Annotated in this window: 24 protein-coding genes; 10 read left to right on the plus strand and 14 right to left on the minus strand. The window is 33.3% G+C overall.

What is annotated here, in order from left to right; all coding sequences use genetic code 11:
* Nucleotides 1–289 precede the first annotated feature (289 nt).
* The 6 genes from H593_RS0113135 to H593_RS0113165 all read right to left on the minus strand — a co-directional run bounded on the left by H593_RS0113135 (nucleotide 290) and on the right by H593_RS0113165 (nucleotide 5,616).
* On the minus strand, nucleotides 290–1,483 hold the full coding sequence (locus H593_RS0113135; RefSeq protein ID WP_028872877.1) for a PQQ-binding-like beta-propeller repeat protein: 1,194 nt from the start codon (nucleotides 1,481–1,483) through the stop codon (nucleotides 290–292).
* A 162-nt stretch (nucleotides 1,484–1,645) separates the two neighbouring features.
* On the minus strand, nucleotides 1,646–2,146 hold the full coding sequence (locus tag H593_RS0113140; RefSeq protein WP_028872878.1) for a hypothetical protein: 501 nt from the start codon (nucleotides 2,144–2,146) through the stop codon (nucleotides 1,646–1,648).
* A 188-nt stretch (nucleotides 2,147–2,334) separates the two neighbouring features.
* Nucleotides 2,335–2,922, minus strand: coding sequence for a hypothetical protein (locus H593_RS0113150; RefSeq protein WP_028872879.1), 588 nt, complete (start codon nucleotides 2,920–2,922; stop codon nucleotides 2,335–2,337).
* Nucleotides 2,906–3,697, minus strand: a complete 792-nt coding sequence (locus H593_RS0113155) for an alpha/beta hydrolase (RefSeq protein ID WP_028872880.1) — start codon at nucleotides 3,695–3,697, stop codon at nucleotides 2,906–2,908. The genes H593_RS0113150 and H593_RS0113155 overlap by 17 nt, the downstream gene beginning before the upstream one ends.
* A 69-nt stretch (nucleotides 3,698–3,766) precedes the next feature.
* On the minus strand, nucleotides 3,767–4,372 hold the full coding sequence (locus H593_RS0113160) for a Crp/Fnr family transcriptional regulator (protein WP_028872881.1): 606 nt from the start codon (nucleotides 4,370–4,372) through the stop codon (nucleotides 3,767–3,769).
* Nucleotides 4,373–4,485: 113 nt separating this feature from the next.
* Nucleotides 4,486–5,616, minus strand: coding sequence for a tyrosine-type recombinase/integrase (locus tag H593_RS0113165; protein ID WP_028872882.1), 1,131 nt, complete (start codon nucleotides 5,614–5,616; stop codon nucleotides 4,486–4,488).
* A gap of 92 nt (nucleotides 5,617–5,708) precedes the next feature.
* On the opposite strand from H593_RS0113165, the gene H593_RS0113170 reads away from it, so the two are divergent.
* From H593_RS0113170 to era, 4 genes are all read left to right on the plus strand, one after another.
* Nucleotides 5,709–6,086, plus strand: coding sequence for a hypothetical protein (locus H593_RS0113170; RefSeq protein ID WP_028872883.1), 378 nt, complete (start codon nucleotides 5,709–5,711; stop codon nucleotides 6,084–6,086).
* Between the two features lie 359 nt (nucleotides 6,087–6,445).
* Complete coding sequence (locus tag H593_RS0113175) at nucleotides 6,446–6,877, plus strand: DUF3124 domain-containing protein (RefSeq protein WP_051229734.1); 432 nt, start codon at nucleotides 6,446–6,448, stop codon at nucleotides 6,875–6,877.
* A 140-nt stretch (nucleotides 6,878–7,017) separates the two neighbouring features.
* Complete coding sequence (locus tag H593_RS0113180) at nucleotides 7,018–7,476, plus strand: RNA methyltransferase (protein ID WP_028872885.1); 459 nt, start codon at nucleotides 7,018–7,020, stop codon at nucleotides 7,474–7,476.
* A gap of 259 nt (nucleotides 7,477–7,735) precedes the next feature.
* Nucleotides 7,736–8,614: a GTPase Era gene (gene era / locus H593_RS0113190; protein WP_028872886.1), complete on the plus strand. Its 879-nt coding sequence runs from the start codon at nucleotides 7,736–7,738 to the stop codon at nucleotides 8,612–8,614.
* Nucleotides 8,615–8,621: 7 nt separating this feature from the next.
* Here the strand turns inward: era and H593_RS0113195 are convergent, their stop codons facing one another.
* Entirely contained in the window at nucleotides 8,622–9,137 is a 516-nt protein-coding gene (locus H593_RS0113195) for a hypothetical protein (protein ID WP_028872887.1), read from the minus strand.
* Between the two features lie 193 nt (nucleotides 9,138–9,330).
* Between H593_RS0113195 and der the strand changes: the two genes are divergently transcribed.
* From der to H593_RS0113215, 4 genes are all read left to right on the plus strand, one after another.
* A complete protein-coding gene (gene der / locus H593_RS0113200) occupies nucleotides 9,331–10,632 on the plus strand; it encodes a ribosome biogenesis GTPase Der (RefSeq protein WP_028872888.1) in 1,302 nt (433 codons plus the stop codon).
* Nucleotides 10,633–10,907: 275 nt separating this feature from the next.
* Entirely contained in the window at nucleotides 10,908–11,363 is a 456-nt protein-coding gene (locus tag H593_RS0113205) for a hypothetical protein (RefSeq protein ID WP_028872889.1), read from the plus strand.
* A gap of 3 nt (nucleotides 11,364–11,366) precedes the next feature.
* On the plus strand, nucleotides 11,367–11,567 hold the full coding sequence (locus H593_RS0113210) for a helix-turn-helix transcriptional regulator (RefSeq protein ID WP_028872890.1): 201 nt from the start codon (nucleotides 11,367–11,369) through the stop codon (nucleotides 11,565–11,567).
* Between the two features lie 118 nt (nucleotides 11,568–11,685).
* Nucleotides 11,686–14,466, plus strand: a complete 2,781-nt coding sequence (locus H593_RS0113215; protein WP_028872891.1) for an outer membrane beta-barrel protein — start codon at nucleotides 11,686–11,688, stop codon at nucleotides 14,464–14,466.
* Between the two features lie 453 nt (nucleotides 14,467–14,919).
* Here the strand turns inward: H593_RS0113215 and H593_RS0113220 are convergent, their stop codons facing one another.
* Genes H593_RS0113220 through H593_RS0113240 form a run of 5 tightly spaced genes read right to left on the minus strand, consistent with a single transcriptional unit; the run spans nucleotide 14,920 to nucleotide 18,166 of the window.
* A complete protein-coding gene (locus H593_RS0113220) occupies nucleotides 14,920–15,750 on the minus strand; it encodes a TPM domain-containing protein (RefSeq protein ID WP_028872892.1) in 831 nt (276 codons plus the stop codon).
* 55 nt (nucleotides 15,751–15,805) lie between these two features.
* Nucleotides 15,806–16,243 carry a TPM domain-containing protein gene (locus H593_RS0113225; protein ID WP_028872893.1) on the minus strand — a complete coding sequence of 146 codons (438 nt, stop codon included), beginning with the start codon at nucleotides 16,241–16,243 and terminating at the stop codon, nucleotides 15,806–15,808.
* A gap of 2 nt (nucleotides 16,244–16,245) precedes the next feature.
* Complete coding sequence (locus tag H593_RS0113230) at nucleotides 16,246–16,848, minus strand: LemA family protein (RefSeq protein WP_028872894.1); 603 nt, start codon at nucleotides 16,846–16,848, stop codon at nucleotides 16,246–16,248.
* A gap of 12 nt (nucleotides 16,849–16,860) precedes the next feature.
* On the minus strand, nucleotides 16,861–17,190 hold the full coding sequence (locus H593_RS0113235; protein WP_028872895.1) for a MerR family transcriptional regulator: 330 nt from the start codon (nucleotides 17,188–17,190) through the stop codon (nucleotides 16,861–16,863).
* A 4-nt stretch (nucleotides 17,191–17,194) separates the two neighbouring features.
* The gene (locus H593_RS0113240) at nucleotides 17,195–18,166 is read right to left on the minus strand and encodes a M23 family metallopeptidase (protein WP_028872896.1); all 972 of its coding nucleotides are present in this window, start codon (nucleotides 18,164–18,166) and stop codon (nucleotides 17,195–17,197) included.
* 194 nt (nucleotides 18,167–18,360) lie between these two features.
* On the opposite strand from H593_RS0113240, the gene alaS reads away from it, so the two are divergent.
* Complete coding sequence (gene alaS / locus H593_RS0113245) at nucleotides 18,361–20,976, plus strand: alanine--tRNA ligase (RefSeq protein ID WP_028872897.1); 2,616 nt, start codon at nucleotides 18,361–18,363, stop codon at nucleotides 20,974–20,976.
* Between the two features lie 40 nt (nucleotides 20,977–21,016).
* Entirely contained in the window at nucleotides 21,017–21,976 is a 960-nt protein-coding gene (locus H593_RS0113250) for a GSCFA domain-containing protein (protein ID WP_028872898.1), read from the plus strand.
* A 250-nt stretch (nucleotides 21,977–22,226) separates the two neighbouring features.
* Here the strand turns inward: H593_RS0113250 and coaD are convergent, their stop codons facing one another.
* Together coaD and H593_RS0113265 are read right to left on the minus strand one after the other, a co-directional pair.
* Entirely contained in the window at nucleotides 22,227–22,679 is a 453-nt protein-coding gene (gene coaD / locus H593_RS0113260; protein ID WP_028872899.1) for a pantetheine-phosphate adenylyltransferase, read from the minus strand.
* Nucleotides 22,680–22,712: 33 nt separating this feature from the next.
* Entirely contained in the window at nucleotides 22,713–23,687 is a 975-nt protein-coding gene (locus H593_RS0113265) for a D-alanine--D-alanine ligase (protein ID WP_028872900.1), read from the minus strand.
* Between the last annotated feature and the right edge of the window lie 203 nt (nucleotides 23,688–23,890).

The raw sequence follows: 23,890 nt of genomic DNA on the forward strand, positions 1-23,890 counted from the left end.
GGTTCGCTGTAACGTCTAATTACTTTGTCATTTCTATACATAATGTTTAAAATTATGTAGCCTTATTTCAGGACGGGTCATTATTACAGCTAACGGTATTGTATATGGCTCGTAGCGTGTAAATTAGAAAATAATTTTCGGATTAAGCACAAGCCAGATTTTTAAATTTTACTATTTATCTTTTTTAATGGAAAGTCGTCAAATTTAAAAATTTGGCAACTTTCCAAATACGCCTTAACTTCGATTAAGCAACTAATTAGCTATGAGATATATACGTTGTTAGGCACTGTTATTTTTCCATTTCTATTTCTCGGACAAATAAGTTTACATATTTCACAAACCGATTTTCTTGGTCATCTTGTTCTTCGCTAATTCCAGAAATTAAATATTTATTTCCGACTTGGTTAATAGAATACAGAACGTAATAATGACTTGTGTATTTATTGTCAAACTTAAAATATCTATCATCTGCAATGTCCCAATTCCAAGTTATTCCATTATCTAAATTCAAGTTTAAAATCCAAGGTTTTCCACTGGAATTCCCAACAATTAATAAGTTCTTTGTATTTAAAAACTCGAAATCATTAACATTGTATGCTGTAATATATTCCCTTTCAAATTCCTCTTTTGTTGGTGGTTTAGTTGCCCAACCTGTTGAATTTTCATTGTATTCTAGGTTTCTAGGTAATTTAAGTTCAGATATATTCGATAACTCTAAACCTTCATCTACTTTTCCGAAAATCAATTTATCTTTTAGGTTATTTAAATGTCCTAAAGCAAATAGAGAATTTTCAAATGATTTTATTTTTTTGATTTTGAAATCTACTTGTTTTTCTTTTCTTTTCTTCCCTTTGAGATTAGAAGAATATAAAAATGAATTAGATTTTGTGTAGTGATGAGCAAGAATAAAAATAGTATTATCAAAAACTACTATTTGTTTTGGTGGTAAAAATGAAAATTCATAATCCACATCTTGCTTGAACTTGGTTTTCCATAGTACATTTCCATTTTTATCAATCGAAAGTTGGCATATATGCTTTGAATGGAAAAAATGACCAGCAACATATAAATTTCCGTTATCAGAAGTAATGGCGTCGAAGGTCAAATATTTTTTACTGAATATATTCGAATAGTCTTTATTCCAAATGATTTCTCCGTTCGAGTCAAATTTCGTTATTTCGGTTCCGCAACTAAAAATAATATAGTCATTTGAGTCTATTAATATTCTCTGTTGAGCGCACGTTTTGATTTCATTACGCCAAATTATTTCTCCGTTAGCATTTAATTTGACTAGAGTTCCATTTTGAGATAAAACTACGTTATCGCCATTTGAAAATTCCGCAATTTCGATTGGTGGAAATTTCGAAGCGTAATTCGATGAATTATGAGTATAACTATCAATATTCAGATTCCAAGATTCTGAAATTTGACCTTGAACACTAAAAGTCAGAAGTATTATTAATATGTTCAAGATGTTTTTCATAATTGTGCCTAACGTGACTGTGTATGGTTAGTTGCGTTGTTAAGCAACTAATTTAGCAAATAAAAACCGAATAGAATATTCCGCAGGAATGTTCGTAAGTCGGCAGTGACCCAAGCAATTAATTATACACGGTGTTGTAAAACGTTTTTCTACGTTCTGATTTCAATTCTTTCTTTTCCAATCTTCAATTCTCAAATTCAAAGTGTCAATTCGGTATGATTTATAAATTCTAAAAATTCCGTAATCCGTAACGTGATTAAATTGGTATTCTTTTTCCAAAGTTTTCCAATTCACGTCATATTGGCTTACAATCTTTTCATTGTCGTTTTCTTTATTAATATATAAAGTTTTATAATCTCTATATTGAATATCTGGGTCAATTTTTGCAGAGTAAACAGCAAGATTTCCAAGCGCAAAAATGAGAGCGAATCCGTTTATAAAAATCAGAAATTGTTTTATTTTCTCCGATTTAATGTGTCTTATAGTCCAAAATAAAAGTAAAAATAGAGTTGATGATAAAATCCCGAAAGTAATTCCGTAAGCTCTGTTCATTTCATAATTCCGAAACTGAAAATTTGGAATTAGAAATACAATTAATAGGCTTGCGATTACATACAACGCCAATATTCCGCAAATTATTTTCAATTTTTTCTTCTTATTCAATCGGCTTTTTTTAATGTTTTACAACGGTTAGTATATGAAAAGTAGGGCAGTTGGTAACTATTTAACTTTCCGTAAATCAAGAAGCCATATTTTTAATTTTTTCTTAACTTTATTATTAGTTAAAATACAAATTAAAAACATGGCGACCCCGTAAATAAGCCCAAGCCATTGGTCAAGCAATAATCGTCCTATTTTTTATATACATTGTTAGCAAAAGTTTTTGTCCACCCAATTCCAATCTGATATCCAGATTGAGCTTTGTCCTTAATAAAAGGTAGAAATGTAGTAAGTCCAATGCTATTATAATTATTAATCTTGTATTTTGGTGAAAAAGAAAATCCATAATTAAAGAAAACTTCATTATTGGAATAATCACGTTCGAAACCTATTCTTTCATTTACCAAAGTACCTTTTGTATGGGCATAACTTAAACCAATTGGTACTTCAAAATTTAATTGGACTTTATTAAAATTTAACGAATACCCAAAATTAACAGTTGGTATTAATCGCATATCAATATCATCTACTAAATAAGCATTTGGTTCTGATTCTCCCTTAAAATCGAAGTAGGCAGTTAGAGCAAAAGAAATCGTAAAATAATTTGTTTTATTAGACAGCGGTACGATAAATTTGCTGTAGCCTCCGTAATATAATGATTCATCGCCTGCTCCCAATACACCTATTTCTAAAGAGTTGTTGTTGGTTTTTTGAGCGTATAACGTGTTACTGATAGATAACAAACCGATAATTGTAATTATTCTAATTACTGAATACATAGTCTAATCCTTTTTTAAATATTGTGTGTGCAGAACCCGTATGTCCGCTTTTTTCTATTAATTCACTTTTATGCTTAAAATTCGGATAGTTTCTATTGTCTATACGCTCATTCATTTCCTCAAAAGACGCCAGCATAACTCCTCCTTCTAAGGTTCCCATTCCATTATAAAATGTTACATCTAAGTCAATGTTTTCATTTGCATAATTCTGTTCATATTCGAATATAACACCTGAATCATACCAATATGATGTGCCACCCGCAATAAATTTATTGAATGGGTTATCTTGCCTATTTTGTGCCATAACATACTGTGTGAATAACCCACCAAAAGAATGTCCAATTAGTGTTTTATTATTTGAGGGGTCTAAATTATATCTTGATTCAAGTTCAGGTATCAGTTCTTCTTTAATAAACTGATAAAAGTTATTAGCACCTCCAGTACCGTGATCATAAGATGTTGGCGTATAATCTCGATTCCTATTTTTATTGTTTCCAATAGATATTAAAATAGAAGGTGGCATACTTCCGTTCTGAGTTTTATCGGAAATTAGATTTGCTATAGCATTGAATCGAGTATCACCATCTAAACCAATTATCAATTGATTGGAAGAATCATTGGAATAATTTTCAGGTAAATAAACATAAATAGGATAGCTATCGTTAATAATGTTTGATTGTAGACTAAATTCTTCGATAACTCCAATGATCTCTAAATTCTCATCTTTTGAGCAACTCAAAAGTATAGGTATAAATAAAAGATAAATAAATTTCATAATTAAAATTTTGCCACAAAGGTGAAACAACTTTAAGTCATAAAACTTATTTTAAATCAATAAATGAATTTACTTTTTTAGATATTCCTTTTTTACTCTGCTATAAGATTCAGGTGTCATACTTAAGTAATTTGCAATTAATTTTTGAGGTATTTCTTCTATGAATACTTTAGATTTTTCAATTGTTTTTAGAAATAATTCATACTTTTTAAAGACATCTTTGTGTTGCAAGAGTAAAGACCTTTTTTCACGCTCTGAATGTACTTGTTCAAATAGCTTCGTGTAGATGTAGCAAAAAGGTTGGCTTTTTAATAGTAATTTTTCAATATCTTGTTTTTTAAAATAAAGAATTTCTACATCAGTCATTGCCTTTTGTATTTGATTTGAAGGCGAGTTTTCTATATAACTAGTTAAATTGTTAAAACTCATACCGGAAAGCGAAAAATCAATTGTAAACAACTCCCCTTCAATTATTACGTACTGATGAACAAAGCCTTTAATTAATAAACTAGTTTTTGTTTCAACTTGACCAATATCTAGAATAATTTCTCCCTTTTTGTATTTTTTCTTTTTTAAAATTTCAGCTATGGGCTTAAATTCCAATTCTGTAAGAGGGTACACAGTATTTAAAAAGCTATATAAAATATTTTCTTCTTTTGAGAAAGCTTTATTCATTTGTAGTTAGGTTGATTAAATTTTTGCTAACAATAGTATATACAACATATGTTATATATACACCCAAATATAGGATATATATAACATATGTTGTATATATCTCAATTATATTCTCAGAGATCTAGAGGGTTCTTTATTTTCTTAAATGTAGTCATCGCAACATGGGTGTATATCTCTGTCGTTTTAGAAGAACTGTGACCTAATAAAACTTGAATTTGCCTCAAATCAACACCGTCTTCTAAAAGGTGAGTTGCAAAGCTATGTCTAAGCATATGTGGCGTTACAGTAATTTGTATGCCAGCTTTTTTTGCGGCATTTGTTACTATTCTGCCAATACTTTGTCCAGAGTACTGTTGTCCATAGGCTCCTTCCACAATGTATTTTTTGGGTTTCCACTGTTTATAGTAATCTCGTAAATCTTTTAATAATGTGTGAGAAAGTATCGTATAACGATCCTTTTTGCCCTTAGCCGCTTCAATGAGTATTAACATTCTTTTGCTATGAATATCTGTTATTTTTAAATTAACGAATTCGTTTCTCCGCATTCCAGAGGAATACAATAGACTTACAATGCATTTGTGCTTCAAATTATTTGTGTGCGCTATAATTTGTAAAACATCTTCTTTTGAAAGTACTTTTGGTAATTTTTTTTCCTTTCGAGGTCGTTCTATTTGATAAAACCGATTGGGCATACCTAGCACAGACTCGTAATAAAATTTAATACTGTTAATTGCTATATTTATATAAGAATCAGATTTGTTTTCTTGAATTAATGTAAGGATATACTCTCTAACATCATTTTCATTGATTTGTATCAGTTCTTTTGTATTGTAATAGTTTATGAATGTTTCAAAGGCAAGAATATATGATTTTACAGTGTTATTTGCATACTTTTTTAATTGTAGTCTATCTAAATATGGTGTAGGACAATGCCGGAAATTTTCTGGTAGAGACCTTTTTCTATACCAGGTAATATCTATTGGTTCATTATTATTGTTTAATGGTTTTTTATCAAAAAAGTAATTGCAGTTGACCCAAACAACACCACTAAAAATCTCGAATATTTCGTTAAGGTTCGCTTTTGAGTTTAAAATGTAAGCCATGTTAAACTCAGTACTCCATTTTACGTCTGGTAACCCTTTAACAAGTGCCTGAATAATTTTGTCTGTGTTGAATTGCAGTCCGACATATCTTTTGCCCTTAATTAAAAGATGTTTTAAAGTAACACTCCTTCCCTTTTCCATAAAGTATTTTTATGCAATTTACTGGATGTAAATGATTTAAACGTATCTTATACGAATAGGATACGTATAATATTCACTTAATTTTAAAACATATGAGATTTTATAAAACATGTTTGTTTTGTAACAAGCAACTAGTGGGTAGAACAGATAAGAAATTTTGTGATCCACAATGTAAAAGTGGATATCAATACCAACAAGCAAAAGAACAGCCTGAGCGATTCTATAATAAAGTAGACAACCAATTAAAGCTTAATCGCAAACTATTAAAGGAATTTAACAAAGGGGGTAAGGTAACAGTAAGAGCCCGAACTTTAAAAGAAAAAGGGTTTAGTCCCAAATTTTTTACCCATTACTGGAAGAACAATAAAGGAGATGTTTATTTATTTATATATGAATATGGCTTTCTAAAAAGGGAAGAACATCATATTGAGAAATACATACTCATAAAATGGCAGGACTATATGCTATAAATAGATGCCTAGTTAATGTGCTATGTCATCACGATCACGTCAATAAAAATGAAGAGCATAGTGTTAAATAAGTATTTGTCTAAACCAGTGTCATAGACGCGAAGGGGTTAATCTTATTATTACTATTAAGTAAACCTGTCGCCAAATCGATAGTTTTATAACCGTTTACAAGATAAACAGTGAATTTCGCTGAACTTATAATTTTTTAAATGCATTAAAAGTTATTGTTACCTTTGATTATCAGTACTATCAGTTTTCAATTTAATAGTGTACCTATGAAATTCGCCAAATCCATTATATTTTTATTACTCGTTATTCTATGCAGTTGTGTCCAAGAATCACCCAATAATAATCCCAAAATGACCGGAAAAGACCATATGGTTAATAAACGAGTCACTTCATCAGATAGCCTGAGCAAAACTCGAAAAGTATATGTACCCGTATATTCTAATATTTATCAACGTACTAGAAATGAACGTACGTCCCTAACGTCTACATTGAGTATTCACAACACCAGCGAGACCGATACATTATTTATCAAACGCATTGATTATTACAATACCGAAGGGCAGCTAGTAGTAAAACATTTAGAATCTCCAATTTACGTCAATACATTTGAAACTATAGAATATGTCGTAGATGAACAAGACAATAGTGGTGGGTCTGGCGCTAATTTTATCATTGAGTGGTATGGTGACAAAAAATTGAATCCCTTATTTCAAGCAGTGATGATTGGCGGATTGGGTAATAAAACCTTCTCGTTTACCACAGAAGGCGTTTATTTCGAGTAACTAAAAAATAGAGTTCGGTTTTATAATTATACATTCGGAAATTCTCAAACTACAAAGCTGCTGCGACTTTTAATTAAAAAAAACGAGAGATTTTTTCTTGACCTTTCCCAAAATAGGAACTTTTTTTTACTTTTGAACTCATGATAAATAACTTCGAAAATGAGTTCTTCGGAATTGGGATCCAAAACGGTAAAACACCAGAAAATTTAGGAGTGCTCTGGCGTTCTGCACAAAACTTAGGAGCTAGTTTTATTTTTACCATCGGAAATCGATACGCTAAACAAGCGAGTGATACACACAATGCAGTAAAGTCAATGCCTTATTTTCACTACGATACTTTTGAAGAGTTTTTTAAGAACTTGCCAAAAGGAGCCAGAATTGTCGGTGTAGAATTAACAGATAAAGCTGAAGATTTAGAAACCTTTCATCATCCGCGACGTTGCGTTTATTTATTAGGAGCAGAAGATCATGGGCTAACAGCACTAGCGATAAAGAAAAGTCATTTCTTAGTAAAGTTTAAGTCGCAATTAAGTTTAAATGTGTCTGTTGCAGGAAGTATTGTCTTGTATGATAGAGGGATTGATAAACCAAGATCATAAATTTATAGTGAGATATTTCCGAAGTAATTCTGTATCGAAATCAAAAATTAGAACTGGAATAAAAACTATCGCTCATAATCAAAGTGAGGGATTCTTTTTTAGAGCAGAATTTATGGCACACTACGCTATGAAATAGGGTCATGATTCTCATAGCCAAAAAAATAAGTTAGAAGATGTCTTAGACGAAAAGGAGAATTAGATGTATTGTTAATTCGCTGACTTTAGTTTTAAACTCTATCTTTGTAACAAATTAATTGATATGCATAAGGCAGGTTTTGTAAATATTATTGGGAATCCTAATGTTGGGAAATCCACGTTAATGAATGCGTTTATTGGAGAGAAGTTATCTATAATCACTTCAAAGGCGCAAACCACAAGGCACCGTATTTTAGGGATTGTAAATGGTGAGGATTTTCAGGTCATATTAAGTGATACGCCAGGAATCATAAAGCCAGCTTATGAGCTTCAGGAATCTATGATGGATTTCGTGAAATCAGCTTTTGATGATGCAGATGTGTTAATTTACATGGTAGAAATTGGAGAACAAGAATTGAAAGATGAAGCTTTTTTTAATAGAATTACAAGTTCTAAAATTCCGGTATTACTGCTTTTAAATAAAATTGATAAATCAGATCAAGAGCAATTAGAGTCTCAAGTAGCACTGTGGTCTAATAAAGTGCCAAATGCTGAAATATTTCCAATTTCTGCACTAGAAGGATTCAACGTTAAAGAAGTATTTGGTAGAATCATTGAATTACTCCCAGAATCTCCAGCATTCTATCCTAAAGATCAATTAACCGATAAGCCTGAACGATTTTTTGTCAATGAAATAATTAGAGAGAAAATCTTAATGTTTTACAAAAAGGAAATTCCTTATGCTGTAGAAATCGATACCGAAGAGTTTTTTGAGGAAGATAGCATTATTAGAATGCGCTCCGTAATTATGGTAGAGCGTGAGACTCAAAAAGGAATTATTATTGGTCACAAAGGAAGCGCACTAAAACGTGTAGGTGTTGAAGCTAGAAAAGATTTAGAGAAATTCTTTGGGAAGCAAGTCCATTTAGAACTGTATGTAAAGGTGAACAAGAATTGGAGGAGTAACCAACGCCAACTAAAACGTTTTGGTTATAACCAGTAAGCATGCCTTAATCTTCAGTATGAATCCCATTAGTGCGCAAAGTATCTCGCATGAAATGATGTAATTCGTGCATTTGTGTCATTCCGGTTTTTTTACCTAAGCGACCACAAAAATAGAGTGCGAGCCATATTACGATCATAAAAAGCGCAAAAAACAATTGTAACGCATAACTATTGCCTAAAGACCAGTTGACATAGGTCCAAATTCCGCATCCTATAAATAATCCAGCCACAATAAAATGAAAAAACATAAACATGGTCCAGACGGTTGGGTTGGGTCCAAAAAGGCCATAAATAATGCTGCCTTTGTTCTCGTTTTGATTAATCTCTAAGTGCAGCTGAGGTGACCAATAATGCTGTTTTGCTTTTGGGATTTTAATAAATAGATGATTATCAATACGAGATATAATAAAATCTTTTTGAGTCGTCTCGGTATCTTCAAAAAGGTCTAAAATGGAGGTATTGTTTTCCTTTAGATGAAACTTAAAACGCGGTCTTAATACGATATCGTTGGTTGTAGACATTATAATTTTATAAGAGCTGATCAAATTACTGTTTTTAGATTAAACTTTCAAAAGTTACCCATTCAAACTTTTAAAAAAAAGCGTAAAAGGGGTCTTTCAATACTATTTAAGGTAAAAATAATAGTGCATCCAACATATTGTTTACCTTTGCACCCGCTTACAGGATATGTAACGCAAATAAAATAAAGAAGTTATGGGTAGTATAGTTGCAATAGTTGGTCGTCCAAATGTAGGAAAATCAACTTTATTTAATCGCTTAATTCAGCGTAGAGAAGCTATTGTTGATGCAGTAAGTGGTGTAACGAGAGACAGACACTATGGGAAAAGTGACTGGAATGGAAAAGAATTTTCTTTAATAGATACTGGTGGATATGTCAAAGGAAGTGATGACGTATTTGAGGCAGAAATCGATAAACAAGTAGAATTGGCTATTGAAGAAGCAGACGCAATCATATTTATCGTAGATGTGGAGACTGGCGTTACCGGAATGGATGAAGATGTAGCGAGATTACTTCGTAGGGTCAACAAACCCGTGTTTTTAGCTGTAAATAAAGTAGATAACAATAAACGATCTGAAGACGCCGTAGAATTCTATGCATTAGGTCTCGGAGAATATTATACAATTGCCAGTATTAATGGGAGCGGAACAGGAGATTTACTAGACGCTCTAGTTAAAGCTTTACCAGAAATAGAAGAAGAGGAAGAAAAAGACGATTTGCCAAGGTTTGCAGTCGTTGGTCGTCCTAATGCTGGAAAATCATCATTCATTAATGCGCTAATTGGTAAAGAGCGTTACATCGTAACAGATGTTGCAGGTACAACTAGAGATTCTATAGATACAACTTATAACCGCTTCGGGTTCGAATTTAATTTAGTAGATACAGCAGGAATTAGACGTAAATCTAAGGTAAAAGAAGATTTAGAGTTCTATTCTGTAATGCGAAGTGTGCGAGCTATTGAGCATTGTGACGTATGTCTTGTTATTTTAGATGCAACGCGAGGATTTGACGGTCAAGTACAAAATATATTCTGGCTAGCACAACGCAATCGTAAAGGTATCGTAGTACTTGTCAATAAATGGGATTTGGTAGAAAAGGAGACCCAGACCATGAAGGAGTTTGAAAAGGTGATCAGAAAAGAAATGGAACCTTTTACAGATGTCCCAATTGTGTTTATTTCAGTATTAACTAAACAGCGTATTTATAAAGCAATTGAAACTGCTGTTGAAGTATATCAAAATAGAACTAAAAAAATCAAAACAAGTAAGCTTAACGAAGTCTTATTACCTGTTATTGAGAATTATCCACCACCAGCTTATAAAGGTAAATTCGTAAAGATTAAATACATTATGCAGTTGCCTACGCCACAGTTTGCATTCTTTTGCAACTTACCGCAGTATGTGAGAGATCCATATAAGCGTTTCTTAGAGAATAATTTAAGAGAGCTTTTTGATTTTAAAGGGGTTCCTATTAGTATATACATGCGTAAAAAATAAATATTTTTTTTTATAAAACTTATTTTCTTCGGAAATGTGCCACATCCAATAGTTCAACTATTGGATGTTTGCTTTTGTAAGTGTTTTGCCAAATAAAGTTGTATTTGCTATTAGTTGAAGCGTATTTAAACAGTGTTTCTTTGGATATGTAAAGCACAAATTATTGAATAATTATATAATAATAAAAGCAATAATATTTTACATAATGTAAAGTTTAGTTTACTTTTTGTAATTTTTAGTTTACATTTGAGTGCTAATTGTAAACGTAAAGTGTTATGAAGTCAAATTATTTATTATCAAATAAATTCAAAATTCCAGGTTGGATATTATTAATTATTGGACTAACTGCCTATGTCTTTTTATTCTTTTATGATTCTCCCAATATTATGGAAGTTAATGTATTGTCAATTTATGATGGTGCCTCTTTTTCGAATGATAAGATTACGTACTTTAAAATAATTGAAAATAATATTGCAGACGAACTCATTGCGCTTTCGATAATAATTGGAGGTTTATGTGTTGGGTTTTCAAAAGAAAAAGTAGAAGATGAATTTATTTATAAGCTGAGAACAGATTCACTAGTTTGGGCAGTGATATTGAACTACGGTATATTGATGTTTACTGTAATATTTATATACAATTTTAAATTTTTTGATGTTTTAATGTATAACATGTTTACGCCTTTGCTTTTTTTTATTATTAGATTCAACTTCTTAAAATCTAGAGCCTAGATCATGAAAAACAATATCAAAATTGAACGCGCAAGATATAATTTTACACAAGGTGATTTAGCAGAAAAAATAGGCGTAAGCCGACAATCAATTAATGCCATTGAGAAAGGTAAGTATGTGCCATCTGCACTATTAGCAATTAAAATAGCTCAACTTTTTAAACTTCCTGTTGAGGAGCTTTTTTTTCTAGAAAAGGGGGAGTGACTTTAAATTTTATGAAATAATTAAGAATTTTCATACGAAAACTAAAGTACATTCGTTGTCAAAGTAGTAGTACTAATCATCAGCCAATCAGCCAATCAGCCAATCAGCAATCAGCCAAATGAAGAAACTAATCTATGTGATCGCACTCCTAAGTGTGTCCATTTCATTCTCTCAGTCCAAGTCATTTAAAATTTCAGGAAAGATACTTTCTGAAGACAATAAAGAACCCTTAGAGGCTGCAACAATTTATTTGGAGCGCGTAAGAGACAGTAGTCTTGTGACCTACACAATTTCAGATAAAGACGGTTTGTTTGAAATCCTGGAGGAAACTTACGATGAAAAACTCAATTTGTTTATTGATTTTGTAGGCTATCAAACCTATTTTAAACAAATTACAATTAACAAAGATGTCATAGATATTGGCGCTATAGCCTTAGGGATTAGTAATGCTTTAGATGAAGTCGTCATTAAATCACGATCACCAATTACCTTTAAAAAGGATACGTTGGAGTTCAACGTAAAATCTTTTAAAACCAAGAAAGATGCTAACGTTGAAGATTTATTAAAGCAGTTACCAGGAGTAGAGGTTGATGAAGCAGGTAAAATCACTGTAAATGGTAAAGATGTAAGTAAAATATTAGTTAACGGGAAGCCTTTTTTTGGTGACGACCCAACAATAACGACACGTAACCTCACAAAGGACATTATAGAGAAAGTTCAAATCACAGATACGAAAACGAAGTCTGAGGCTTTCTCAGGAGAAGAGGGTGATACTGAGAATAAAACTATTAATCTGACCATAAAAGAAGAAAATAACAAAGGTGTTTTTGGTAGGGTTTCAGGAGGTGCAGGAACAGATGAGCGTTACGAGCTCGCAGGGATGGTCAACTTTTTTGATAATGATAGACGTGTAAGTGTCCTCGCTGGTGGAAATAATACCAACTCACCAGGATTTAGTTTTGGAGAAATTCAAAAAATGTTTGGAGGTGGTTATAGTATGAGTATGAATAGTAGTGGTGCATTTACAATTGACGGTAGATCATTTGGTAATGGAGAAGGCATAACGACGTCCCAAAATGCAGGTGCTAACTATGCAGATGTTCTTAGTGATAAAGTAGAAATCAATGCCGATTATTTTTACTCTGGTAGTAACTCAGATAACGAAACCATTACAGAACGTGAAAACATCTTGCCAGATTCACGATTCTTTTCAGATTCGCGATCAAAATCTTTAAGTAATGGAGAAAACCATAGTGCTAATCTTGGCTTTGATATAGAAATTGATTCTACGTTTTTAATTAATATCAATCCTTCGTTAAAATGGTCAACATCTAATAGAACGTTTTCCGAAGAAGAAGAAACACGTAATGAAGATAATGAATTGACCAATCAATCTACAACGGCATCATTTTCTGAAAGCGATGCAAAGAATTTTGATAACGAATTAGATATCACAAAACGATTTGGTAATAACGGTGCATTCTTGAAGTTTAAAATAGATACCGAATATAATACAAGCGTATCCAACGATTTTTTAACCTCAGAGACTAACTTTTTAAATTCTTCAGAAGAGGATATTATTCGAGATCAATTCACCGATTCTGAAAATAATAACCGCAGTTTTAATGCATCAGTAACTTACAGGTTACCTCTAATAGCAAAAGAGTTATTCTTAGATTTTGAATATAACTTTAGAGATGATAATCGTTCTAATTTACGACGTACGTTTGATCGTGATGAGGGGACTAATCAATTTGCCGATTTTAATCTCGATTTAAGTACAGACTTTGAGTATCAAAATAAAGAAAATTCACCATCCTTGAAATTATCATATCGTAAAGAAAAATGGTCTACCAGTTTTACGACCAAATATGTATTTAGAACACTTGAAAACAAAGACTTTTTAAGACCAGAATTAGATATAAAACGAAACTTTGAGGCTATAGAATTACGCTCTTATTTTAATTACCGCTTTAGCGAGAAGGCATCCATGTATACGGGTTATTCGCTAAATAATAGACCGCCAAGTTTAACACAGTTGCAACCTTTTCAAAACGTTACCAATCCGTTAAATACGATTACTGGTAATCCAAATTTAGAACCCACAAATAGTCATCGTCTGTATATGGGTTATAATGCGTTTGATTTTCAGAAAAAAACAGGAATCTATAGCTATGCAAGCGTTAATTTTAATAATAATGCGGTAGTTTCTAGAACCATTGTAAATCTAGAAACCTTAAAGAGAACAACCACCTATGCCAATGTAAATGGTAACTACGACCTCTACGGAAACATCAACTATAGCAAAACCGTTAAAACAGACTCTATTAGATCAATCAAATTTGATGCAGGAATATCAGCAAGTTTAAATCGTAATGTGAATTTTAATAATGAAGTTCAATATAAAAGTAATGTAACATCACTAACTCCTAGTGCTGGATTGCGGTTTACATGGAAAAAAGTGTTAGAATTAAGACCTCGTTATCGATTAACATTTACAAAAAACACCTTTGATATTGAAACGTTTGAAGATGTGGATTTCATTAGACACGATTTAGATTTAAATTTTACGACCTATCTTCCTAAAGCTTTTGAATGGACTAATAACATCGATTTTGCATACAACCCTAATGTTGCTGCAGGATTTCAAAAGAGCGCGTGGTTTTGGAATTCTACGCTTGCCTATTCATTCTTAGATGATAAAGCGCTCATGACTTTGAAAGTTTATGATTTGTTAAATCAAAATACAAATGCAAGACGTCGAGCAACTCAAAACTTTATTGAAGATAGCCAGAGTACCGTATTAGAGCAGTACTTTATGCTAAGCTTTAGCTGGAAATTTAATAGTCTGGGGTCAAAAGGAGAAACAGGTCAAGGGGATATATTCTTTATGGATTAGATTTTTAGTCAACAGTCAACAGTCAACAGTTGCTGATTTATATTAAATAGAACTAGGTGATGCTGCTGCTTTTAAAGAAGCAGAGAATTCGTTCTCACAGAAAAGGGCGTTATTTTTAATGTTTAGTTTTGAGATCTTGATAACGTTTTAAAGGTCTACATATCCAGTCCTCAATTTTTTTTAAAACTTAGTAAAATCTAGCTCCTCCCTTCTTTGCGAAGGGAGGACAAATTCAGCTCCGCTGAATTAGGAGGGTTTTAAGTCCATCAGTAAGAACACATCATATTTCCGAAGAAAATATTGTAAACATTTTGAGAAATTAGAAGAGATTTGAACCCTTCCGGTTTTGATTTTTTACTGAAATCAAATCTATATTTCTTTGAATACAGGGACGGAATTAATTTTTGTATTTAACCTTGAGATGTATTTGAGTTTCAGTTAAAGACTAAAAACCTACCAACTTCCACCAGCACCACCTCCAGAGAATCCACCACCACCGAAGCCACCTCCAAAACCGCCTCCACCAAAGCCACCTCCAGAAGAACTTCCGCCGCCAAAGAGACCTCCACCAGATCTATTACCATAGCTTCCGCGACCCATATTGCTCAAAATGATAGCATCTAAAATGCTGGTACCATTAGTTCTTTTGCCACCACTTCCATTATTTCCACCTCCACGTCTATTCTTAGAGATGGCAATGATAAAAATGATAAAGATGATGAACATGACTATAAAAACTCCGACCGGAAAATCGCCACCAGAATTATTCGATTGTCGTGTGCCTTGATAAGTGCCTTTTAATATTTCAAAAATAGCATCAGAACCTTTGTTGAGCCCTTGGTAATAATCCCCTTTTTTAAATTCAGGAATTATAATGTTTCTTGTGACTTCTCCTGAGATACCAGCGGTTAATTTATCTTCAACACCATAACCAGGAGAAATCCATATTTTACGATCTTCGCGCGCTAGTAATATAAAAACACCATTATCTTCTTTAGCTTGACCAATTCCCCATTCTTGAGCCCATTTAGGCGCTAAGAGCCCAATATTTTCACCTTTAGTGGTGGCGATAATAGCGACAACAATTTGAGATGAGGTCGTGTCAGAATATCGAATAAGCTTTTGCTCTAGATTATTTTTTTCGGAAGACGATAAGAGTTCAACATAGTCATATACACTCGTCTGCTCCTTTGGAATAGGAGGGATATCAAATTGAGCAGAAACTGTTTGAGCACAAAATAAAAATACTAATGAAAATATCAAAAGGCACTTAATTGAACCCATCAAGTGATATGTTCTTTTTTTACTGCGCATTGCATGCTGCATATTACTGACGGTTTTATCCTTTAGAAATTTCGTTTGGTAATTCGTTTGTATCGCCATGAATCCATGGAAAATGTTTTGTTAATTGCTCTCCCGCCTGTAATACGCCTTCAATGAGACCTTGTTTAAACCTATTCGCTTTAAAATGAGATTGCATAACGTCTTTTGTACTGTCCCAAAAATTAGTAGGCACAACATCATTAATGCCTTTGTCTCCATAAATCACGAAGGTTTTGGCATCAATAGCTACGTAAATTAAAACACCATTTTGTTGTTTGGTGTTATCCATTTTTAAGTAATGAAAAACTTCCATAGCACGCTCAAAAGGGTCAATTTTTGATGTTCGTTCTATGTGCACACGAATCTCACCAGACGTACTCTCTTCTGCATCACGTATTGCACTGATGATTTCTTGTTCTTCTTCTGCTGTTAAAAAGGCTTCTACTTTAGACATAATTAGTTGCCAAAATCAAATTCTACGTCTACAGGTTTTTCAGCGCCAGCCTCTGCATCAAAATAGGGCTTAGCATCAAATCCAAAAATTCCTGCAAAAATACTATTGGGGAATTCTTTCACATGAATGTTATAGGGCTTTATCGCTTCATTGTAGCGTGTACGTGCAGTTTGAATTGTGTTCTCAGTGCTTGTTAATTCATCTTGAAGTTTCAAGAAGTTTTGATTCGATTTTAAATCAGGATAACGCTCAACAGTAACTAAAAGTCTTGATAGTGCACTACTTAAACCGCCTTGTGCTGCATTAAATTGTTTCAACTGCTCTGGTGTAATATTTGAAGGATCAATAGTGGTTTGAGTTGCTTTAGAGCGCGCTTCAATCACATCGGTTAATGTGTTGCGTTCAAAATCGGCAGCTCCTTTTACAGTATTTACCAAATTACCAATAAGATCGTTACGACGTTGATAAGATGTTTGAACGTTTCCCCATGCTTCGCCTACATCTTCGTTGAGCTGAACTGCTGTATTGTTAAATCCTTTGCTCCAAGAATAACCAGCAATTACTAAAAGGGCTATAATAATTAAAGGAACGAGTAACTTTTTCATAATAATAGGGTTTTATAGTTGTGATTTTATTTTGTTAAGTTGTGCTTTGATTCCTTCTAGTTTTTCTATAATTTCAAAGGTGTCAAGAGATTGTTTTTTGCCTTCTTTAAGATGTGTTTTTGCACCTTCTAATGTGAATCCGCGTTCTTTTACTAAGTGATAAATAAACTTTAGATTCTTAATGTCTTCTGGAGTAAACTTACGATTGCCCTTAGCGTTCTTTTTTGGTTTTAAAATATCAAACTCTTTTTCCCAAAATCTAATTAAAGAGGTGTTGACGCCAAAAGCTTTAGCGACTTCACCAATACCATAATAGCGTTTTTCTGGAATATTTATGTACATAGCTTTAGTCTAAAGATTGATTTTCTAAGGATGCTTTTTGCAGTAAACGCGCATATTCTTCCGCAGTTAAATTTCCGTAGTAAAAATTAATAGGATTGATACGTTCTTCGTCTTTAAAGATTTCATAATGTAAATGTGGCGCTTCAGATCGTCCAGTACTGCCAACATAACCAATGAGATCACCACGTTTCACTTTTTGGTTAGAACGCACTTCATATTTATATAAATGTGCATAAAGTGACATGTAACCGTAGCCATGGTCTATTCTAATGTGATTACCATAACCTGTAGCATTGTTGTCTGCTCGTATGACTACACCGTCACCAGTGGCATAGACAGGTGTGCCACGAGGCGAAGTAAAATCCATACCAAAGTGAAATTTTCGCACCTTAGTAAACGGGTCTGTTCTATAGCCATAACCAGAAGCCATGCGCTTAAGATCTTTATTCCTTACAGGTTGAATCGCTGGAATTGAGGATAAGAATTTCTCTTTGTCTTCTGCCAAAACAGCGATTTCATCTAAAGATCGCGATTGTACTACGACCGCTTTTTGAAGTTTATCTAATCGTTTATTGCTTTCTATAATGAGTTCTGAGTTGTCATAACCCTCATATTTTTTGTAACGGTTAACACCTCCAAAACCAGCGCGACGTTGCTCTTGCGGTATTGGATTGGCTTCAAAATATAATCTATAAATAGAGTTATCACGCTCTTCTACGCTCTCTAAAGCAGCAAATGCATTGTCAACACGTTTGTTTAATAATTGGTATTGTAATTCCATATTAGAAAGCTCCCGTTTTAAAGCGCGTTCTCTAGGTGATTGTATGTATTGGCTAGCAATAAAAACGAATAGAAATCCGAAAAGGGAAGAGGCTAATAAAAAAATAAAGCCATACGTCACGGTTTTCCCCTTCTTACGCTCTATTTTGCGGTAAGAAAGTGTTTCTGGATCGTAATGATATTTTACTTTAGCCATATCTTAAAAAATTCTATTTTTGCAAGACTAAATAGAACGTATCACAAATATATAAATTGTTTCTCATTTATCGAATATAATAGAAACACGTTTTAATCACAATAAATGAAACATCTAACGATAACTTTAATCAAAAAAAGTTCTTGTTTTTTTGATGTTCCATGTGACAAATGAAAAAAAACAACAAAAAGCGCATGAAGTCTCAAGACATTCGAAATACATTTTTAAACTTCTTTGAAGAAAAAAAGCATAGTATAGTGCCATCTGCACCAATGGTTTTAAAAGACGATCCAACCTTGATGTTTGTCAATTCTGGTATGGCACCATTTAAAGAATTTTTCCTCGGAAATGCGCAGCCCAAGAACAATCGTCTCACAGATACCCAAAAATGCCTTCGTGTTTCTGGTAAGCATAACGATTTGGAAGAAGTGGGTTATGATACTTACCATCATACACTTTTTGAAATGCTCGGTAACTGGAGTTTTGGGGACTACTTTAAAAAAGAAGCTATTGCTTGGGCATGGGAGCTACTGACTGAGAAATTCGGTATCGATAAAGATCTTCTTTACGTTACTGTTTTTGAAGGTAGTGATGATGCTGATAAGTTACCAATGGATCAAGAAGCTTACGATTTTTGGAAAGGTCACATTTCCGAAGATAGAATCCTTATGGGAAACAAAAACGATAACTTTTGGGAAATGGGAGATCAAGGGCCTTGTGGACCTTGTAGTGAAATTCATGTGGATATACGCTCTGCGGAAGAAAAAGCTAAAGTGGATGGAAAAACTTTAATTAATAGGGATCATCCTCAGGTTGTAGAAATTTGGAACTTGGTCTTCATGCAGTATAACCGTAAAGCAAATAAGTCTTTAGAGAACTTACCAGATAAGCATATCGATACAGGAATGGGATTTGAGCGTTTATGTATGGTAATGCAGGGCGTGCAGTCTAATTATGACACCGATGTATTTACACCCATCATTCGTGAAATTGAAACCATTACAGATAAAGAATACGGGAAAAATGAAAAGGTCGATGTCGCGATTCGTGTGATTTCAGATCATGTTCGCGCTGTTTCGTTTTCTATTGCCGACGGACAATTACCAAGCAACACAGGAGCTGGTTACGTCATTCGTAGAATTTTACGTCGTGCAGTGCGTTACGGATTTACTTTTTTAGATAAAAAGGAACCCTTTATCTATAGATTAGTAGAAGTGCTTGTAACACAAATGGGACAAACATTCCCTGAGTTGAAAGTACAACGTCAATTGGTTGAAAATGTAATTAAAGAGGAAGAAGCTTCTTTTTTGAGAACTTTAGATCAAGGATTGATTTTATTAGACCGCATCATTGAGAACTCACAAACGAAAGAAATTTCGGGAACAAAAGTATTTGAACTTAAAGATACCTATGGGTTTCCAGAGGATTTAACGGATTTGATTCTTCGCGAAAATGGATATACCTATAATCATGGAGATTTTGATAAGAAGTTAAAAGAACAGCAAGGTAGAGGAAAGGAGGCGTCACAACTAAAATCTGATGATTGGACCGTGCTTATTGAAGATGAAGAACAAGAGTTTATAGGCTATGATACTCTAGAAGCACAAGTTAAAATTGCTAAATATAGAAAGGTCACTTCTAAAAAAGATGGTGAGTTATATCAACTGGTATTTAATATGACACCTTTTTATGCTGAAGGAGGAGGACAAGTTGGTGATAAAGGGTATTTAGAAAATGCTCAAGGTGATGTCGTTTATATTGTGGACACCAAAAAAGAAAATAATATAGCAGTTCATTTTGCTAAAAGTTTACCGAAAAATGTCAATGAAACTCAAAAAGCTTCTGTAGATGTTAAACAGCGTTATAGAACAGAATGTAATCATACAGCAACACATTTATTACATCAAGCACTTCGTGATATTTTAGGAATTCATGTGGAGCAAAAAGGATCTGCGGTACATTCTAAATATTTACGTTTTGATTTCTCACACTTCTCAAAATTGACTGTTGATGAATTAAGAGACGTAGAAGATTTTGTCAATAGACGTATCTACGGAAAATTGCCATTACAAGAAAAGCGTAACATACCAATGCAACAAGCTATTGACGATGGTGCTATGGCGTTATTTGGTGAAAAATATGGTGATACAGTACGCGCAGTTCGTTTTGGACAATCTATAGAATTGTGTGGAGGAACGCATGTGAAAAATACAGGTGATATCTGGCACTTTAAAATTGTATCAGAAGGTGCAGTAGCTTCTGGTATTCGTCGTATAGAAGCGATTACAAGTGATGCTGTTAAAGAGTTCTACTTTGAAAATAACAGGTCGTATTTTGAAATGAGAGATCTATTGAATAATGCAAAAGAACCTGTTAAAGCACTACAAAGTTTACAGGATGAAAACCTAACTCTCAAAAAACAGATTGATGGTTTATTAAAAGAGAAAGCAAAAGCTGTAAAAGGGGATCTTAAAAATGAAATAACCGAAGTTAATGGCATAAATTTCTTAGCTAAGAAATTAGACTTAGATGCCTCTGGAATTAAAGATGTATGTTTTGAATTAGGGAGTCAATTTGACAATTTATTCTTGTTGTTTGGAGCAGAAAATGACGGTAAAGCTATTTTGTCATGTTACATTTCAAAAGAATTGGTAGCCAGTAAAGGTCTAAATGCAGGAACTATAGTTAGAGAATTAGGGAAGCATATCCAAGGTGGAGGTGGCGGACAACCATTCTTTGCAACTGCTGGCGGAAAAAAACCTGAAGGCATTGAGGAGGCTTTGAGATTTGCTCAAAACTATATAAAATAAACACGTTCGTCATCCTGATCTTGATTCAGATTTTCATCATATGAATCTACAAACCAAAATACCACTAAAAACACAACAGTTTAATCAAATAGATTATAACTCAAAAGTGCTTTTGTTAGGCTCATGTTTCTCTGAAAACATTGGTGAGAAGTTCGCGTATTTTAAATTTCAGAAACTACAAAATCCGTTTGGGATCTTGTTTCATCCTTTAGCGATTGAAACCTTGATTACAAATGCTATTAATGAAAAGAGTTATACTAAAGACGCTATTTTTTTCCATAACGAGCAATGGCATTGTTATGATGCACATTCTCGTTTGAGTAACGCGTCGCAAGACCAACTACTTCAAGATTTAAATGCTACTATTACAAAGACGCATCAGTTTTTAAAAGATGCGTCTCATGTCGTAATTACTATGGGAACTGCTTGGGCGTATCGTTTTATTGAAACAGATACGTATGTAGCCAACTGTCATAAGATTCCGCAGAAAAAATTCTTGAAAGAACTGCTTTCTGTAGATGAAATCGCAGCATCGTTGAATGCTATTATAAGTTTGGTTAAAAGTGTAAACTCTAAAGCATCTTTTCTTTTTACGGTGTCACCAGTGAGACATATTAAAGACGGATTTGTTGAGAATACCCAAAGTAAATCACATCTTATTACAGCGATACACAGCGTAATTAACGACGGTTCATCGAGTGCTTCCGAAGCGTATTTTCCGTCTTATGAGATAATGATGGATGAACTTCGTGATTATAGATTCTATACCGAGGATATGTTGCATCCCAATATCACTGCTGTTAATTATATTTGGGAGCGTTTTGTGGCGGTCTGGATTTTGGAAGACACACAAAATACAATGAAAGCTATTGAGGAGATTCAAAAGGGATTAGCGCATCGACCGTTTAATCCAAATTCTGAAGCGCATCAGGTCTTTCTAAACCGATTGGATGATAAGAAAACCGGCATAGAATCAAAGTTCTCTCACATTACATTTTAAGTCGTCTGCTCTTAGTTTAACTATTTTGTGAACTTAAGTTCAGTGATTTACGCTTCGTCTTTTTTAATGACCTCTTGTCGAAAAAGTCCTATGTAACTGAGAATTAGTTATATATTCGTTATGCTATTAATCAATTGTAAGAGAGCGTCAGTTCATTTTGTAGTCCCCAAAAGGCCCAAACAAATCTGATGCTTTTTTTGTGTCTTTAAATGATGCTTTTTTAAACTCAAAACCACGCAGTTTAGATGTTTTATACCCTAACACTATCTGGAACTAAAACAGTATAATCACCATTATTTCTAATGACATCCCTAACAATAGAGGATGAAATGTATGACGTTCTAGCTGCTGTTAACAAAAACACAGTTTCAATTTTTGATAATTTCCTATTGGTATGTGCTATGGCTTTTTCAAATTCAAAATCTGCTGGGTTTCTTAATCCTCTAAGTATAAAATCTGCATCAATTTCTTTGCAAAAATCAATGGTTAAACCTTTGTAAGTAACAACTTTTACTTTTGGCTCATTTTTAAAAGCATCTTCTATATAGCGTTGTCGTTGTTCTAAGGAGAACATGTACTTTTTTTCAGCATTAATACCAATAGCAATGACAACTTCATCAAAAAGTTTAATACCACGTTTAATAATGTCGTAGTGACCTAAAGTGATAGGATCAAATGATCCTGGGAAAATTGCTCGTTTCATAATTTATTTTCTACTTTCAAAGATAATTATTATTTATTTGAGGGCTTCTTCTATAGCATTCTCAAACAATTCACTCAAACTAATACCAGCTGCAGCAGCTTGCTGAGGTAAAATGCTAGCAGCAGTTAAACCAGGAACTGTATTGACTTCTAATAGATGAGGTTCTCCATTTTTAAAGATGTATTCACTTCTGCTAAACCCTTTAAGTTTTAGAACGTTATATACTTTCTTAGCAAGCGTTCTCACTAGTTCTGCTTTGTCTTCACTAATTCTTGCAGGTGTAATTTCTTGAGATTTCCCAAGATATTTAGCTTCATAATCAAAAAAGTCGTTTTCTGAAACGATTTCAGTGAGTGGTAGCACAACAGTGTCACCTTTATAAGTAATAACGCCTACAGATATTTCAATGCCATCTAAAAAAGATTCAATGATAACTTCATCATCTTCTTTAAAAGCAACATCAAGCGCCTGTTGTAAGTCTTCTTTTTTATATACTTTGGAAATTCCAAAACTACTTCCAGCGCGATTTGCCTTCACAAAACAAGGTAAACCCACCTTGTTGACAATAGCGTCTTCATCGATAGGATCACCTAAATTGACAAAGTAAGACGCTGCAGTTTTAATTCCGTACGGTTTTAAAGCACTCAAGCAATCACGTTTATTAAACGTTAGTGCTGCTTGATACATGTTACAGCTTGTATGTGCAATATTTAACAACTCAAAATAGCCTTGCATAAAGCCATCCTCTCCTGGTGAACCATGAATCGCATTGAAAACACAGTCAAAATTAATTCGGGTGTCATTGACTAACACAGAAAAGTCATTCTTATCTATTGGGAACTCCTCATCCATATCATTAACAAATACCCATTTGTTTTTAAAAATATGGACGCGATAAGCATTATATTTTGATTTTTCAAGGGTTTTATAGACCACTTGTCCGCTTTTAAGAGAGATGTTATATTCGCTAGAATATCCACCCATGATGATGGCAATATTTTTTTTCATGCTTGCTAAACTTGCTTATGCTGAATTTGTTTCAGTATTTCAGTATTTGTGTTTTTGAAAACTTCAATTTCTTAAGAAACTCCTCGATTAACATCTTCAAAACTAACAATAAATTACATCTATTATCAGTTAAGCTAAAATACCAAATAAACCATAGAACTCAACTCGACTTTATCTATTTCCTAAAAAATGGTCAAAACTCG

The sequence above is a fragment of the Psychroserpens burtonensis DSM 12212 genome (assembly GCF_000425305.1).
GTDB classification, from domain to species: domain Bacteria; phylum Bacteroidota; class Bacteroidia; order Flavobacteriales; family Flavobacteriaceae; genus Psychroserpens; species Psychroserpens burtonensis.